Raw genomic sequence first — 16,709 nt, 5'->3', positions numbered from 1 at the left:
CGCCGCGCCGCCCCGGGGTGGTGCTGCCCTCGGTGCATCCAGCCACTCCGTCGTGGCTGCATTCCATGGGCTCCGGGGCCGAAAAGCGACAAACCGCAAGGTGGGCCCGTGATCGGCGAGCGAATCTTTTTACCTTCGGCGGGCGCCCCTGTTCCGCGCCCGGGCCGGTGTTACAGGCTCGGCGCACCCCGCCGGGCACCCTCGCGTACAGAAGAGGAACGCGCGCGACCGCCGGTCCAGACCAGGATCAGCGTCGAGGCGGCCGCCGCGAAGGCGCACCAGGTGGATGCGAACTCCAGCCTCCACAGCACGGCGCAGACGAGGGCGCCGGCCGCCAGGAGGGTGCCGAGTTGGCGCAGTCGGCGGTCCCCCGAGAGGAGCAGGGAGCCGAGCGTGGCGAACAGGTAGCCCGCCAGCGCCAGCGGCATCCACGGAATGCTCACCGCGTATCCGAGGGTGTGGCCGCGGATCTCGGCGCTCACCGGACGGGTCGCCAGGCAGTACGCGAGGTACGCGCCGGTGGCGAGTCCGGCGGCGGCCGGCAGGCGCAGGCGGGGTCTGAGCTCGGGCGCGGCGGCGAGCAGCACCCCGAACGGCACCCATACGGGCAGCAGCGGGAGGGCGATCACCGCCCAGGCGGTCGTGGCCGGTCCGCAGCCGCCGCCGGAGCGCCAGACGGCGGCCTCGATCAGCTGGTGCACGCCCAGGATCAGCGGGAGCGCCGCGACCGGCAGGTCCCGGAGGCGGCGGGTCCGGGCCAGGCAGGCGATCCCGACGGCGGTGATGACCGTGCCCGCCGTCAGATCGGCCGTCGCGCTCCAGCACATGGGGCCCTCCCGAACCCACGGTAGACCGAGGTGTCGATCGTCAGCGACAGCACGGATCCATGGAAGAACTCGACAGGATGAAGAAGAATCCTGCACAAGACTTGCCGTGTTTGTGTGCGGGGTCCTACTGTCCCGGCCATGCCCCCAAGAAGAGCCGCAAGCCGAGCCGCAATCCGAGTCGCGAGCCGAGCCGCAGCCGGCGCAGCAGCCAGTACGGCCGTCCCGGCCGGAACAGCCGTCCCCACCCGACCCGTCCCCACCCGACCCGTCGCCGCCCTACCCGTCCCCGCCCGGGCCGCCGCACGCGCCGCCGCCGTCCTGGCGGCGCTCACCGCGTCCGCCCTCGGCCTCGGCGCCCTGGGCGCCGGTGCGGCCGAGGCCCGGCCCGCCGTCGCGGAGCCCGCGGCGCCCACGGCCGTCACCCGGGCGGCCCTCGACCCCGCACTGGCCGAGGGTCGCGGCGCCCGGGTGGACTTCGCCGAGCAGGAGGCGGAGAACGCCGCCACCTCCGGCACCGTCATCGGTCCCGACCGCACCGCGTACTCCCTGCCCGCCGAGGCCTCCGGCCGCAAGGCGGTGAAGCTGGTGCCGGGCCAGTACGTGGAGTTCACCCTGCCCGCCGCGGCCGATGCCGTCACCGTCCGCTACAGCCTTCCCGACGCCCCCGCCGGTGGCGGGATCACCGCCCCGCTGGACGTCACCGTCAACGGCAAGAACCGCCGCTCGATGACGCTGACCTCGCAGTACTCCTGGCTGTACAACCAGTACCCCTTCAGCAACGACCCGCAGGCCGGCCTCCTGCACCCCGACTGGTGGATCACCGAGTGCGGCTGCGTCCCGGCGGCCACCACCCCGGCACCGGTCATCGCCAAGCCCTTCCGGCCCACCCACATGTACGACGAGCAGCGCCTGCTCCTGGGCCGCACCTACCGGGCCGGCGACAAGGTCCGGCTCACCGTCCCGGCCGGGAGTCCCGCGGCCTGGACGGTCATCGACCTGCTGGACTCGCAGCGCGTCGGCGCCCCGCACGTGGAAGTGGCCGCCGCGAACGCGCTCCTCTTCGGCGCGGACCCGACGGGCCGCCGGGACTCCGCCGACGCCATCGACCGGGCGATCGCCTTCGCCAAGCGCCACCGGCTCCCCGTCTACCTGCCGCCGGGCACCTACCAGGTCAACCGCCACATCATCGTGGACGGGGTCACCATCACCGGCGCCGGCAGCTGGTACACCACCGTCAAGGGCAAGGGTGTCGGCTTCTACGGCAAGGAAGCCGCGGACGGCGGCAGCCGCAACGTCCACCTCTCCCGCTTCGCCATCGAGGGCGACGTCCGCGAACGCGTGGACACCGACCAGGTCAACGGGGTCGGGGGTGCGATGAGCGACTCCACCATCGACTCCCTCTACATCCACCACACCAAGGTCGGCCTCTGGTTCGACGGCCCGATGAGCAACGTGAAGGTCACCCGCAACGTCATCACCGACCAGATCGCCGACGGCCTGAACTTCCACACCGGAGTCACCGACTCCCTCGTCCAGGACAACTTCGTCCGCAACACGGGCGACGACGGCCTCGCGATGTGGGCCGAGAAGACCACCAACGCCCGCAACACCTTCGACCACAACACCGTGCAGAGCCCCACCCTGGCCAACGGCATCGCGATCTACGGCGGCGCCGACACCACCGTCACCGCCAACCTCGTGGCCGACCCGGTCCGCGAGGGCAGCGCCCTGCATGTCGGCTCCCGCTTCGGAGCCGAACCCTTCACCGGCAGCCTGCGGATCGACGGCAACACCACCGTGCGCTCCGGCACGTACGAGCTGAACTGGAACATCGGGCTCGGCGCGATCTGGTTCTACGCCCTGGACCGCAGCATCGACCAGGCCGACATCCAGGTCACCGGCAACTCCTTCCTCGACAGCACCTACAACGCGATCATGCTGGTCAGCGACTGGCCGGTGAAGGACAAGGTGCGCATCGAGAACGTCCACTTCAAGGACGTCCGCGTCGACGGCACCGGCACCTCGGTGGTCAGCGCGCGCGTGGCCGGCTCAGCGAGCTTCGAGAACGTCGACGCCCGGGGCGTCGGGGCCGTCGGCGTCAACAACTGCGGCTCCTTCAACTTCCCCGCCACCGGCTCGGAGTTCACCCTCGTCGACCGCGGCGGCAACGACGGCGGCGGCACCACGGGCCCCTGGCTGGCCGGCTGGGAACTGCCCAACACCATCACCTGCGACGACCGCCCGCCGGTGGTCGTCCCGCCGGCGCCGAGCCCCTGGTAGGGGCGGGCCGCCGAAGGGGTCACCGCTCCGCCGCTCCCGGGGGTTCGAGCGGCGGAGCGGTCACCGCGCAGTTCGTACGGCACTGCGGGTGACAGGCCCCGGGCGCGGGGGAGCGTACGGTCGTCCAGGCCACGGCGGCCCCGACCACCAGCACCCCCGCGCACCAGTACATCGCCCGCCCGAAGGCCGCGTCGAAGGCCCCGGCCGAGAGGTACGCGTCCGGGCCCATCCCGGCCAGCAGCGGCAGCGCGGCCACCGCGAGGAGCCCGGCGGCGCGCGCGGCCGCGTTGTTGATGCCGCTGGCCAGGCCCGCCCGCCCCGGATCCACCGAGGACAGGACGGTCGCCGTCAGCGGTGCCACCAGGGCCGCCATGCCCAGGCCCATCACGAGCAGCGCCGGCAGCACGTCCCGTACGTACGAGGCCTCCGGGCCCACCCGCAGCATCAGCAGCATCCCCGCCGCGCACAGCAGCGGCCCGACGGTCAGCGGGATCCGCGGGCCGATCCGCTCCCCGAGCTGCGCGGAGCGGGCCGACAGCAGCAGCATCAGGGCCGTGGTGGGCAGCAGGGCGGCACCGGCGCCCAGGGCGGAGTACCCGGACACCACCTGGAGCTGGAGCACCACGAGGAAGAAGAACCCGCCGAAGGCCGCGTACACGCAGAGGGTGACCAGGTTGACGGCGGTGAACCGGCGCGAGGAGAAGATGTCCGGGGGCACCATCGGATCGGCCCGCCGCCGCTCGACCACCACGAACGCCCCGGCCAGCAGGACTCCGCCCACGGCGGCGCCCGCCACCAGCGCGGTGCCCGACCGGGCCTCGATGAGCGCGTAGGTCAGCAGCGCGAGCGAGGCCGCCCCGAGCGCCGCCCCGGCCACGTCGAACCGCCCGTGCGCCGCCGGATCCCGTGATTCCGGTACGTGCCGCAGCGCGACCGGGACGCAGAGCGCGGCCACCGGCACGTTCAGCAGGAACACCCAGCGCCAGCCCGGCCCGTCCACCAGCCAGCCGCCCAGGAAGGGCCCCACGGCCGCGCCCACCCCGCCGAAGCCCGACCACAGCCCGACCGCGCGGGCCCGGTCGTCGGGATGGACCGAACCCTGGATCAGCGCGAGGGAACCGGGCGTCAGCAGCGCCCCGCCGATCCCCTGCAGGGCGCGGGCGGCGATGAGCACCCCGGCGTTCGGCGCGATCCCGCACAGCAGGGAGCCCACCGCGAACCACACCACTCCGAGCACGAAGATCCGGCGCCGTCCGAACCGGTCCCCGAGCGCTCCGCCGACCAGGATCAGACCCGCGAGGGTCAGCAGGTAGGCGTTGACCGTCCACTGGAGCACTGCCAGATCGGCACCGAGATCCCGCCCGATGGCGGGCAGGGCCACGTTGACCACGGTCGAGTCGAGCAGCGCCATGGCGGACCCGAGCACGGTGGTCAGCACGATCCACCGGCCCTGCGCGGTACCGAGCCGCACCGCGGGGGCGGGGGACGGGGCGGGGACGGATGTTCCCTCAGACATTCCCCCAGGCTGGCCCGCGCGGCCCGGAACGGCCACCCGGCCGCCCGGCCGCAGGCGGTTCCGGGCGGAATACGGCTCATTAGGCATTCTTGTAGGGTCCATGACATCTCCCGCACCATGGCCCGCGCACGTCACGCACACCCTTTCCGCACGTTCTGCACACGGCGTACGAGGAGACACACGTGGCCCCAAGCGACAGCCGACGAACCTCCCGAGCACGATTACGAGCCCTGCGCGCAGGGCTCGCCGCCCTCACCGCGGCCCTGCTCCTGCCCCTCGGTGCGGGCGTGGCCGCGGCCGCCCCCGACCCGGCCCCCACCCCGGGCGCGGCCGAGCGCAAGATCGAGCCGAGCCTGCGGGCCCAGCTCGACGGCTCGGCCAAGGCCGTCTTCTGGGTCTACCTCGACAGCGCCGCCGACCTGACCGCCGCGGCCGCCCAGCCGACCCGCGCCGCGAAGGCCGAAACGGTGCTGCGGCTCAAGAAGGAACAGGCCGCACGCAGCCAGACCGAGGTGATCAAGGCCCTGCAGGGCACGCAGGCCGAGTACACCTCGTACTGGATCGTCAACGCCGTCCGCGTCGTCGGCACCGAGAAGCTCGCCACCACCCTGGCCCAGCGCCCCGAGGTCGCCCGGATCGACGCCGACGACCGGATCGCCCTGGCCAAGCCGGAAGAGGGCGCCCGGGAGAAGACGGCGGCCGACGCCGTCGAATGGAACGTCGACCGGATCAAGGCACCACAGGTCTGGGACCAGCTCGGCGTGCGCGGCGAGGGCATCGTCGTCGCCAACATCGACAGCGGCGTGGACCACACCCACCCGGCCGTGGCCGCCCAGTACCGCGGCAGGGCCGCGGACGGGTCCTACGACCACAACTACAACTGGTTCGACCCGGCCGGCGTGTGCCCCACCGCGGCCCCCTGCGACAACAACGACCACGGCACCCACACCATGGGCACGATGGTCGGCGACGACGGCGGCACCAACAAGACCGGCGTCGCCCCGCGCGCCAAGTGGATCGCCGCCAAGGGCTGCGAGAGCACCTCCTGCTCCGAGGCCTCGCTGCTCGCCGCCGGCCAGTGGATCGTCGCCCCGACCGACCTGAACGGCCAGAACCCGCGCCCCGACCTGGCCCCGCACATCGTCAACAACTCCTGGGGCGGCCCCGGCGGAGACACCTGGTACCAGCAGATCGTCGACACCTGGCGGGCCGCCGGCATCTTCCCGGCCTTCTCCAACGGCAACTCCGGACCCGGCTGCGCCACCAGCGGATCGCCCGGCGACTACGCGAGCTCCTACAGCTCCGGCGCCTTCGACATCAACGGCGCCATCGCCTCCTTCTCCTCGCGCGGCGCCGGCCCCGGCGGGATCGTCAAGCCGAACATCGCGGCCCCCGGGGTGAACGTGCGCTCCTCCGTCCCCGGCGGCGGATACGCGTCCTTCTCCGGCACCTCCATGGCCTCCCCGCACACCGCGGCCGCCGTGGCCCTGCTCTGGTCGGCCGCGCCCGCCCTCGAAGGCGACATCGCGCAGACCGAAGCGCTGCTCGACGGCACCGCGCTGGACACCGACAGCAGCCAGTGCGGCGGGACCGCCGCCGACAACAACGTCTTCGGCGAGGGCAAGCTCGACGTGCTCGCCGCCGTCACCGCCGCGCCGCGCGGAGCCCTCGGCGCGCTCGCCGGCACCGTCCGCTCCGGCGGACAGCCCGTCGCCGGGGTGAAGGTCGCCGCCGACGGCCCGATCGACCGTACGACGACCACCGCGGCCGACGGCACCTACCGCTTCCCGACCCTGTCCGTGGGCTCGTACACGGTCACCGCCTCGAAGTTCGGCTACGGACAGCAGGGCGCGACCGTGGCGGTGACCGAGAACGCCACCGCGACCGGCGACATCGACCTCGTCCAGGCGGACTCCGGGAAGCTCACCGGCACCGTCGCCTCGGCTGCGGGCCCCGTCGCGGGTGCCGCGGTGACCGTCGCGGACACCCCGGTGACCGCGACCACCGACGCCCAGGGCCGCTTCGAGGTCACCCTGCCGCACGGCAGCTACACCGTGAACGCCACCCACTCCTCCCGCTGCCTCACCGCAGGCGCGGCCGCGGTCACCGTCGCCGGGGACACCACCGTCTCGGTGAACCTGCCCGAGCGCACCGACGGCTACGGCTACGCCTGCGCCGCCGCGACCGGCAGCCCGTACCAGCCGGGCGACCGGCGGCTCGCGCTGACCGGCGACAACACCACCGAGCGCGTGGACCTGCCCTTCCCGCTGCCGCTGTACGGTAAGACGTACGGGCAGGCCTGGATCGGCACGAACGGCACCGTCAGCTTCGGCGGCAACAACACCGCGGACGTCAACGGGGACATCCCGAGCGCGGCCACGCCCAACGCCGCGCTCTACCCCTTCTGGGACGACCTGGTCGTCGGCGCCGAAGGCAGCGGGTCCGGCGTCTTCACCGCGGTCACCGGCACGGCGCCGCACCGCAGTTACGTCATCGAATGGCGCGAGGTGTCGCACTGGTCGGCGCAGTCCGAGAAGTTCTCCTTCTCGGCGGCGATCGGCGAGGACGGCACCGTCCGGTACGCCTACCGGGGCACCGGCGGCACCGGCATCAAGGGCGGCTCCACCGCCACCGTCGGCGTGGAGAACGCCACCGGCACCGACGCCTTCCGGTACTCCTTCAACACGCCCGTGATCACGGACGGCCTGTCCGTCTCCTTCCGCACCACCAAGAGCGGTGTGGTGGCCGGCCGGGTGCTCGACGCGAACGACGGCAACGGCGTCGCCGGAGCCACCGTGACCATCGGCACCGGCGCCACCGCGGTCTCCGCCACCACCGCGGCCGACGGCGGGTACGTGGTCCAGAGCCCCTCGGGAGCACGGGAACTCGCCCTGACCGCAGCCCAGTACGAGCCCGCGTCCGCCACCGTGGACGTCAAGGCGGCCGATGTCACCCAGGTGACCCGGTCCCTGCGCACCGGCAAGGCGACCCCCTCGAAGACGGCCGTGGAGATCGTCCTGCCGCCCGGCCAGAAGCGGACCCGGACCCTCGACCTCACCAACCCCGGTCTCGGTACGGCCTTCACGGCGGCCGAGGACGCGGCCTGGCTGACGGTCACCCCGGGCTCGGGGAACCTCCCGACGGGCGGGAAGGCCCCGCTCACCCTGTCCGTGGACACCACGGGCCTGGCCCCGGGCACCGTCCTCACGGCCGACCTGAAGATCACCTCGGCCAGCGGCCGGACCCCGGTGCTCACCGTCCCCGTCAAGCTCGTCGTGCCGCGCTACCAGGTCGCCCTGGACGCCGGATCCACGAGCGCGAGCACGGACGCGCTGGGCGACGGCTGGTCCCCGGACCGCAAGTACACGGCGGGCTCGTACGGCTACCAGGGCAACGCCTCGGACCGGTCCACCAGCCGTACGATCGCCGGTACGGACGACCAGAAGCTCTTCCGCAACGCCCGCGAGGGCATGTACGAGTACCGCTTCGACAACGTCCCCAACGGCACCTACACCGTGGAACTGGGCTTCGCGGAGCTCTCCTCCACCAAGCCGAACAAGCGCGTCTTCGACGTCCTGGCGGAGGGCACCCAGGTACTGCCCTCCCTCGACATCGCCCTGGAGGCGGGCTCGTACACGGCCCTGACCCGCACCTACACGGTCACGGTCACGGACGGCACCCTGAACGTCCGCTTCGTCACCCACACCGGCTTCGGCAAACCCCTGCTGAACTCCCTGCGCGTGACGGACCGGCCCGACAAGGCCTGACCTCGGGCACGGCCTGATCTCCGGCGACAGCACAACGGGCGGGGTGCCTCCGGGCGCCCCGCCCTTCGCCGTGGCACCCCTGCCACCCCGGGCATCAGCTCCTGAGGTACTGGTCCACCAGGATCGTGACGGAGCCGTCGGCCGGGGCCCCGGCCAACCTCGCGATCGCGATCCGGCTCCGGTCCGGGCTGCGCACGCAGAACGGCCGGGAGTTCCCGAGCGCCGCGAAGGGGAGGGAGGAGGCCGGGCGGGTCTCGATGCCCTGGAGGCAGGCGGCCGGGGTCAGTTCCCCGGAGTCGGAGACGAAGGATTCCGACTCCTCGGAGGGGACCAGGGCCTGGCCGTCGGGCGCCAGGTACCAGGCGGCCGTATCCGCGGGCACCACCTTCCCGGCCGTCAGGTCGAACTCGTATCCCGAGTCGGGCGCGGTGAGCCTGACCTCCGCGTAGCCCGGCAGGTACGCGGCGGCGGGGTCGGCCGGGCCGGTGCTCGGGGGCTCGTCCGCGGGGTCGTCCAGGTAGTACAGGGCTCCGGCAGCGGCCAGCAGGGTGCACGCCACCGCGAGGGCGGCCGGCAGCGCGAACCGGCGTCCGCGGCCCGGCACGCCGCGGCCCGGTTCGGGGACGGATGCCGGTGTGGGTACGGGGGGCGGGGGAGCGGCGCCCGCCGGGTCCGGACGTGCGGTGGCCGGCCTGGTGGCCCGGAACGGCGCAGGGGCGGGCCGGGCGGTGTCGCCCCCGCCCCCGAGCTCCTCCCGGACCTGCCGGGGCAGCCAGCCGTCGGTGAACTCCGGCCGCCCGCACACCAGGGGGTGCGCCCGCACGGAGGCGATCAGTTCGGCCGGCTGCGGACGGTCCTCGGGTCGCTTCGCGAGGCACCACGAGACGAGCCCGTACAGCTCGTGCGGCACCCGGGTGAGGTCGGGATGCTCGTGGACGACCCGGTAGAGCGCGCTGGACTCCGGCCCGTTCCCGAAGGGCGTGATCCCGCAGGAGACGTACGCGGCCAGGGTCCCGAGCGCGAACACGTCGGTCGCCGGCGTCGCCTGATGGCCGAGGGCCTGCTCGGGCGCCATGAACGCCGCCGTACCGATCCGCATCCCCGTGCCGGTGAGCGCGGCGGCGTCGGCCGCGCGGGCGATGCCGAAGTCGATGACCCGGGGGCCGTCCTCCGCGAGCAGCACGTTGGCCGGCTTCAGGTCGCGGTGGACGACCCCCGCCCCGTGGATGGCCTGGAGCGCCTCGGCCATGCCCGCGAGCAGCAGCAGGACCGTGCGGGCCGGCAGCGGCCCGTGCCGCCGTACGACCTCGTGCAGCGAGGGGCCGGACACGTATGCGGTGGCGAGCCACGGCGTGGGGTCCTCGACCCCGGAGTCGATCACCTGGGCCGTGAACAGCCCGTGGATCCGGCGGGCGCTGGCCACCTCTTGGGCGAACCGGCGGCGGAATTCCGGATCGGAGGCCAGCTCCCTGCGGACTGCCTTCAGCGCGATGGGGCGGCCGCCGGGCGTATGGGCCAGGTAGACCACGCCCATGCCGCCGGAGCCGAGCCGGGCGTGCAGGCGGTAGCCGCCGATCTCGTCGGGATCGTCTGCGGACAGTGCCGTACGGGTCGGCTGTGTGCCGGAGTGCTGTTCGGACATGCGGTGGCTCCTTCGACGGTGCGGGGCGAGATGCCCTGCGATGCGGCAGGGGCCTGCGCGCATCGTGCCATGAATTGACTGAATTTTCAGTCAGTGTCAGAGTGGGCGACACGTTCCCGCGCCATCCGCCCCGCGTGACCGCCCTTCGCGGACGGAGGGCGCACCCTTGTCTCAGGGGCCCGGGAGCGTCGGCCCGTGCCGTGCCGTGCCCCGTGCCCGTCCTGGCCGGATGCAGTCGTCCCGCCAGCCTTTGATCGGAGTCCTCCCGTGTCCCACCTGCCCCCCACGCGCCGGACCGTCCTCCGCACCTTCGCCGGGATCGGCGCGGTGGCCTTCGGTGCCGCCGCCTGCGGCCCCTCGCAGAGCGCCCCGAGCGCCCAAGCCCCCGAGGGCTCCACCTCGCCGTCCCCGGCCGGGGCCAAGCGCCGGTTCGGCGCCGAGTGGGAGAGCCACACCCGCACCTTCATGGCCTGGCCCGCCCTGGACGCGGTCTGGATGGAGGACCTCAAGTACGTGCGCGAGGACATCGCGCGGATCGCCCGGGCCGTCGGGGGGTTCGAGGAGGTCGTCATGATGGCCCGCCCGGAGCAGGTGGCCGCGGCACAGAAGGCCTGCGGCTCCGAGGTCGAGGTGATCCCGCTGGCCGTGGACGACTTCTGGGTGCGCGACACCGTCCCCGTCTTCGTCGAGGAGGAGGGCAAGGTCCTCGGCGTCGACTTCAACTTCAACGGCTGGGGCAACAAGCAGGAGCACAAGAACGACGCCCAGGTCGGGCGCCTCCTGCTCCAGAAGTACGGGATCCCCCGGGTGCAGGCCCCGCTGGTGGCCGAAGGCGGCTCCTTCGAGACCGACGGCGAGGGCACCCTGCTGATCACCGAGAGCTCGATCGTCAACGACAACCGCAACCGCGGCAAGAGCCGGGACACGATCGAGGCCGAGCTCAAGCAGAGCCTGGGCGTCGAGAAGGTGGTCTGGCTGGCCGGCGTACGCGGTGAGGACATCACCGACGCCCACGTGGACAGCCTCGTACGGTTCGTCGCGCCCGGCGTCGTCCTGCTGGACCGCGCCCACCCGAACACCCCGAAGGACTCGTGGTCCCGCTCCGCCGACCAGGCGAAATCGGTGCTCTCGAAGGCGACGGACGCCCGCGGCCGGAAGTTCGAGATCATCGACCTGCCGCAGCCCGACCTGGACAAGATCACGGGTGAGGGCGACGACTTCGTGTCCACCTACGCCAACTTCTACATCGCCAACGACTCCGTCTTCATGCCGAAGTTCGGGGACCGGCAGGCCGACGACCGGGCCCGCGGGATCCTCCAGGAGCACTTCCCCAAGCGGGACATCGTGCCCCTGTCGATCGACACCATCGCCTCGGGCGGTGGCGGCATCCACTGCGCTACCCACGACGAGCCCGGCAAGCCCGCCGCGTGAGCGCGGCGCGGCGCCGCCCGTCCGGGCGGCGCTCCACGCTGCTCCCGGTCCTGTTCCTGGTGGCGATCGTGGCGGCGGTCGGCGTGGGCGCCTGGCTGCAGTTCGGCGAACGCCAGGCCCAGGACACCGTCCACACCGCGGGCCGGGCCGATCCGGACCGGGTGGACGTCGAGGCGACGATCCAGCGCGTCGACGCCGCCGGGCGCGAACTGGTGCTGCGGGTCCTGGTCACGCCCCGCGGGGCGCTGGCCGAGGCCGGCGGGATCGCCCCGGCCGACGACCTCACCCTCCAGACCTCGACGGCCACCCGCGGGGACCTGACCTTCAAGGCCCACCAGCGCATCTCCACCCTGGACGTGCCGGTGGCCCTGACGGGCGGCTCCATCACGGACTACCCCTTCGACGCCTACGGGGCGGACGTGCAGTTCGCGGCCGTACTGGGCCACGAGAAGGTTCCGGTGCGGGTCCTGTTCTCCAACAACGACGTGCTCTTCGCGTCCACGGTGGAGGCCACGACGGCGGACGACGGCGCGGCCGTCCTCGACATCGGGCTCGCCCGCTCCAACAGCGTGCTCGTGTTCGCGGTGTTCATGATGATCGCGATGTGGGCGCTCGCCGTGTCCGTCCTGATCGGCGGATGGTTCCTCGTCACCCGCCGCAAGGGGCTCACCTGGCCCGCCCTCGGCTGGATGGCCGCCACCCTGTTCGCCCTGGCGGCCTTCCGCAACACCGCCCCGGGCACACCGCCGATCGGCTGTCTGCTCGACTACCTCGCCTTCCTCTGGGCGGAGATCCTCATCGCGTTCTGCCTGATCACCGTCGTGGTCGCGGGCATCCGCGCGGAGCCTCCGGCGGAGCGCGGGGAGGAGACGGCCGGGGCGGACCGGCCCTGACGGGCGGGGCCCGCCAAGGGGACCGGCCGACGGCCCCGCACCTGACCGGCCGTACCGGGCGCGTGCGGGGCATTCGGGTGGCCCGCCGCGACCGGACCGCGCGACGCGCGGGACCGGTGCGGCGGGCGCCGTACCGTGGCTGACCATGACGCTCCAGAGCGACCGGGCCGAGCCGGCCGAGCCGGTCACGCACGCCGAGCGGCGCGAGCCGGGCACGCAGCCCGTCCCGGCCGACCGCGCCGACCGCGCCGACCGGATCGGGGCCCTCGTCCGCGACGCGGACCCGGGGGCCGGCTGGGCGATCGGAGGCCCGGAGGGGCCGTACGCGGTGGTCGAAGCCGGGTCGGGACCCGGATCCGGGGCCGGATCCGAAATCGCGGGAGAGTCCGGCGTCGGAGCCTCCGCCGAGTCCGGGGCCCGGGGCCATGGACGCAGCGGCGCGGCCGATGCCGGTGGGCTGGTGGGGGCGCTCGTCGTCTGGCCCGTCATCGGGATGCTCGTGGACGCGGGGGAGCTGGCCCTGCACACCCCGCTCACCGCCTACGGGGCGGGCGACGGCCTGCCCGCCGGAACCACCGCACACCATCTCCTCACCCACGGCTCCGGGGTGTCGCCCGCGCTCACCGGGCTCGCCGAGCGGCTGTGCGGCACCCCCCTCGCCCAGGTTGCCGCCGAACGGATCTGGGGGCCGCTCGGCATGACCCGTACGGGTTTCGCCCCCGACGGGACCCTGAACGCCTCCGCCGCCGACCTCGGCCGGTTCCTGAGCCACCTCCTCGCCCCGGCGGGCGGACCCGTCAGCCGGGCCTGGACCGAGCAGTCCCTGCGCATCCGCACCGGGGAACTCCTGCCCGCCCGGGGCCTCCTCTGGCACCCCGGCGCGCACGGGTCCTGGTCCCACGGCGACGGCCCCGCCCTGTGGATCTCCCCACGCGGGCGGCGCTGGGCGGCCCTCCTCCCCACCACCCCGTCGGCCCCGCTCCGTACCGCCTTCCGCGAAGCCGTCTTCGCCTGAACTCCCCTCCAGGGCAACGCCGTTGTATCTTCGGAGTTCGATGAAGAAGACCCGGCAGAAAGACCGTGACGTACCCGGTCCGCAGAGTCCCTGGGACGAGATCGCCCCCGGGCTGTGGATGGGCGGCCACTACTGGACCGACCCTGCCGGGGAGCTGCGCCCGGTCGTCGTCGGAGCCGAGTTCGACCTCGTGATCAGCCTCTTCACCCGCCCCGGCCACGGCCCCGACCTCCACGTGGAACACCTGGTCGGCGAGATCCCCGACGCCCCGCTCACGGGTGCGCAGCTGCACACCGTCCTCCGGCTCGCCGCGGCCGCCCGCGCGGCCCTCGACTCCGGACGGCGCATCCTGGTGCGCTGCCATTCCGGTTACAACCGCTCCGGCCTGGTCGTCGCCCAGTGCCTGGTGGAGGGCGGCCTCGCACCGGCCGCCGCCATCGGCCTCGTCCGCCTCGGACGCTCCCCCTGGGCCCTGCACAACGAGGCCTTCACGGACTACCTCGCCGCCGGTCCGGAGATCGCCGCACTCCTGGTCGACCTCGACCCCGATCCCGGCCCCGATGCCGGTCGCGGCTCCGAACCGGGCGTACCGTCCCGCCCGTAGCCCGCCCGTGGGCTCGCGTACCCCCCTCGTGGTCCTCGGAGCGCGGAGCCGGGACGGTCGACGTACGGTGAGCGCGAGATCACCGAACGTCGACTCCAGGCCGCGCGGAGGTACACCCATGGGTACGGCTCACGAGACCGCCCGCGATGCGCGCACGCCCCCGGCCCCGGCCGCGGAGGCGCCCGTATGACGGCGCGGGCGGCGCGCGGCCACGCGGGGCCGGACCGGCCGCGCTGGTCCGCCGCCACCCCGCGGGCGCTGCGGCACCGCCACGGCGGGGCGCCCGTGCTCGTACGGGGGCTGTCCGGCACCGCCCTGCTGATCCTCGACCCTCAGGGCGTCCGGAAGTTCCACGCCGAACCCGTCGGCTCACCGGGCCGGGCCGCCTTCGGCACGGTCGGCCGCGCCCACGCCGGGCTCCGCGACGAGCGGCGGGCGGTCGACGACTCCGTGCTCGCGGCGGGCCTGACCGTGCACCCCTCCTGCGAGGCGTTCCTCCTGGTCCTCACCGACGAGGCGCGGCGCCTGACCGCCGGCGGTTCCCTCGAACTCGCCCGCGGCCGGCACTCCGCGGCACGTGCGGCACGGCGCATCGGCCTCGGCGACGCGGCCGCCGAGGACGCGGAACCCGGCCGCCGGCCCGGGCGCTTCCACGAGAAGGCCGGCGCGCGCATCGCCGCGTACGCCGCCCTCGCGGAGCCGCACGCCGTCATCGGGTGGGCCCGCCGCCACGCGGAACCCTTCTCCGGGCCGGTCGGCCCGGCCTCCGGACCCGACCGGGCCGTGCGGGACCCGGACGGGCAGGTCCGCCAGTGGCCGGCGGCCTTCGACCTAGGCCTGCTGCGCACCCTGCTGCTCCTCGGCGCGCCGCCCCGGCTGCGGGCCTGGGTCCGGGAATCGCTGTGCCTCTACCCGGCCGTGCCCGACCTGATACGGGTCACCCGGGCCGAGACCCAATGGCGGGGCGTCCGGCATCCCGCCGGGACCCGCGTGGTGCTGCCCGTGCTGTTCCACCGGCGCGACCCCGAACGCGTGACCGCCGTGCAGGCCTTCGTGCCCGGTCGCCGGGCCTCGCGCGAAGCGGACCGGGAGGTCCGGATGGCCCCCTTCAGCCATGCCGGCGGACGCTGCCGCTGACCCCGTCACCGGCCCTGCCCGCACCCGGCGGCGGGCGACCCGGCTCGCCCGCCTCCAGGCTCCCCGCACGCCCTGTCCGCCGACTTGTTCGTCCCGCCCCGTCCTGCCCGACGTTCACCCGACCCGACGAGGAATCCATGTCCGACGCCGCGACCCCCGGGACCTCCGCGACCTCCGCGCCCACCGACCCGGACGCCGACCAACTGGGCGCCCTGTGCCGGGAGCTGGCCGAGGCGGCCGACGCCGTCGGCGAAGCCGGCCGTTACGCCTCCCGGCTCGCCCTGGGCTCCCGGCTCCCGGTCACCGCGCTGGGCCTCGGCAGCCGCCGCCGCGCGGCCTGGCGTACGCTGCTGCGCGCCCTCTGCGACCCGGACGGACTCGGCTGGGCGGCCCGGGGACGGGGCGTGGCGCGGGCCGGATGGCTCGCGGGGGTCTTCACCGGCCGGGAGAGCCTGGCCGTCAGCCTCGCGGTGTGCGGCCTCAGGGGCCGGATCCGGGCCGAGAGCACGCGCAACCCGGCGAGGACGGCGGACCCGGACGCCGCCGAGGTGTTCCTCGCGGTCGAGGAGGACCGGCAGGCGGACGCCGCGCGGGCGTTCCGCGAGCTCGTGCGCCGACGCGGGGAGGGGCCCGCCTTCGCGCTGCTGAACCCTTCCTTCGCCGACATCCTGGCCTGGAACGCCCTGACCGACGACAACCCGTTCAACGACCACGCCGGCTGGCAGGTCGCCACCGGCAGGGCCGTGGCCGCCGAACCGCTCCTGGGGATCGGCGCCGCCCTGCGGGCGTTCTTCGACCGGGGCCCCGCCTGCTCCGAGCCGGGGAGCCGTCTCCTCGCAGAACTGGACACCACCGGCACCCCGGCCGGGTACCGGGGCAATGCCGACCGGATCGGCGGATCCCCCGGCGCGGTCCTGGTCCAGCAGGTCGTCGGACCGGACGGGGTCGAGCGGTGCGTGCTCCAACTCGCGGGACCGCCAACGGACTCCGGCCGCGCGGATGCCCCGTACGAGGAGCCGGCCGCGCACGTCCGGCACGTGGCCGCGACCGTACGCCGCCTCGTGCCCTCCGGGACCGAACTCGCCCTGCTCGGCCACGGCCCGGGCGCACGGACGGCCGGACGGCTCGCCGGGAGCCGGGAGTTCACCACCGTGTACCGGGTCACCTGGGTGGGTTCCGGCCCCGAGCCGGGTCCGGCGGCGGCCCTCGCCGCCTTCGGGGGCCGCGTCACCGGCAGCCACCTCGTACGGCTGCCCGGTCATCCCGACGTCTACGTTCCGGGGCGGCCCCAGTGACGGACACCGCCGGGCCCCTGCCCCGGTCCGAGCCCCGTACGGCCCCGGCCGAGGGCCTGCGCGCCCACTCGGCCGCCCTGCGTTCGCACGCCGAGCGGCTGCGCCGCGCCGCCGGAGACCTGCGCTGGCAGGGCCCGGGGGGCGACGCCTTCCGCGCCGAGGTGGAGTCCCTGGCGGAGCGCTGCGCCACCGCGGCGGGCGGCTTCGACCTGGCGGCGGCCCAACTGGCCCGCCCCGCCTCCCGGGAGGGGGCGCGGGGCAGGCACCGGAAGGCCGACTGGCCGGATACCGGACGACCTTGA

12 protein-coding genes are annotated in these 16,709 nt (G+C 74.3%); 9 read left to right on the top strand and 3 right to left on the bottom strand.

Going from position 1 to position 16,709, the window contains the following annotated elements; translation table 11 throughout:
• Positions 1 to 170: 170 nt before the first annotated feature.
• Positions 171 to 827 (bottom strand): DUF6629 family protein, encoded by a 657-nt coding sequence (locus ACZ60J_RS08135; RefSeq protein ID WP_469679697.1) that lies wholly within the window; start codon positions 825 to 827, stop codon positions 171 to 173.
• 138 nt (positions 828 to 965) lie between these two features.
• On the opposite strand from ACZ60J_RS08135, the gene ACZ60J_RS08130 reads away from it, so the two are divergent.
• Positions 966 to 3,107 (top strand): glycosyl hydrolase family 28-related protein, encoded by a 2,142-nt coding sequence (locus ACZ60J_RS08130; protein ID WP_469679695.1) that lies wholly within the window; start codon positions 966 to 968, stop codon positions 3,105 to 3,107.
• A gap of 19 nt (positions 3,108 to 3,126) precedes the next feature.
• Here the strand turns inward: ACZ60J_RS08130 and ACZ60J_RS08125 are convergent, their stop codons facing one another.
• Positions 3,127 to 4,623: an MFS transporter gene (locus ACZ60J_RS08125; protein WP_469679693.1), complete on the bottom strand. Its 1,497-nt coding sequence runs from the start codon at positions 4,621 to 4,623 to the stop codon at positions 3,127 to 3,129.
• Between the two features lie 182 nt (positions 4,624 to 4,805).
• Here ACZ60J_RS08125 and ACZ60J_RS08120 point away from each other — a divergent pair, with 182 nt between their 5' ends.
• A complete protein-coding gene (locus tag ACZ60J_RS08120) occupies positions 4,806 to 8,390 on the top strand; it encodes a S8 family serine peptidase (RefSeq protein ID WP_469679691.1) in 3,585 nt (1,194 codons plus the stop codon).
• A 94-nt stretch (positions 8,391 to 8,484) separates the two neighbouring features.
• Here the strand turns inward: ACZ60J_RS08120 and ACZ60J_RS08115 are convergent, their stop codons facing one another.
• A complete protein-coding gene (locus tag ACZ60J_RS08115; RefSeq protein WP_469679690.1) occupies positions 8,485 to 10,032 on the bottom strand; it encodes a serine/threonine-protein kinase in 1,548 nt (515 codons plus the stop codon).
• 267 nt (positions 10,033 to 10,299) lie between these two features.
• Here ACZ60J_RS08115 and ACZ60J_RS08110 point away from each other — a divergent pair, with 267 nt between their 5' ends.
• The 7 genes from ACZ60J_RS08110 (at position 10,300) to ACZ60J_RS08080 (ending at position 16,709) form a co-directional block, all read left to right on the top strand.
• Positions 10,300 to 11,463 carry an agmatine deiminase family protein gene (locus ACZ60J_RS08110; RefSeq protein WP_469679688.1) on the top strand — a complete coding sequence of 388 codons (1,164 nt, stop codon included), beginning with the start codon at positions 10,300 to 10,302 and terminating at the stop codon, positions 11,461 to 11,463.
• On the top strand, positions 11,460 to 12,356 hold the full coding sequence (locus ACZ60J_RS08105; protein WP_469679686.1) for a DUF4436 family protein: 897 nt from the start codon (positions 11,460 to 11,462) through the stop codon (positions 12,354 to 12,356). The genes ACZ60J_RS08110 and ACZ60J_RS08105 overlap by 4 nt, the downstream gene beginning before the upstream one ends.
• A gap of 145 nt (positions 12,357 to 12,501) precedes the next feature.
• Positions 12,502 to 13,371 carry a serine hydrolase domain-containing protein gene (locus ACZ60J_RS08100; RefSeq protein WP_469679684.1) on the top strand — a complete coding sequence of 290 codons (870 nt, stop codon included), beginning with the start codon at positions 12,502 to 12,504 and terminating at the stop codon, positions 13,369 to 13,371.
• Between the two features lie 40 nt (positions 13,372 to 13,411).
• A complete protein-coding gene (locus ACZ60J_RS08095) occupies positions 13,412 to 13,975 on the top strand; it encodes a protein-tyrosine phosphatase family protein (protein WP_469679682.1) in 564 nt (187 codons plus the stop codon).
• A gap of 186 nt (positions 13,976 to 14,161) precedes the next feature.
• The gene (locus ACZ60J_RS08090; RefSeq protein WP_469679681.1) at positions 14,162 to 15,112 is read left to right on the top strand and encodes a cytochrome P450 family protein; all 951 of its coding nucleotides are present in this window, start codon (positions 14,162 to 14,164) and stop codon (positions 15,110 to 15,112) included.
• Positions 15,113 to 15,249: 137 nt separating this feature from the next.
• A complete protein-coding gene (locus tag ACZ60J_RS08085; protein ID WP_469679679.1) occupies positions 15,250 to 16,407 on the top strand; it encodes a hypothetical protein in 1,158 nt (385 codons plus the stop codon).
• A complete protein-coding gene (locus ACZ60J_RS08080) occupies positions 16,404 to 16,709 on the top strand; it encodes a hypothetical protein (RefSeq protein WP_469679677.1) in 306 nt (101 codons plus the stop codon). Before ACZ60J_RS08085 ends, ACZ60J_RS08080 begins: the two co-directional genes overlap by 4 nt.

The sequence above is a fragment of the Streptomyces sp. NPDC104226 genome (assembly GCF_055584085.1).
This window is presented reverse-complemented; position numbering and strand designations above follow the sequence as displayed.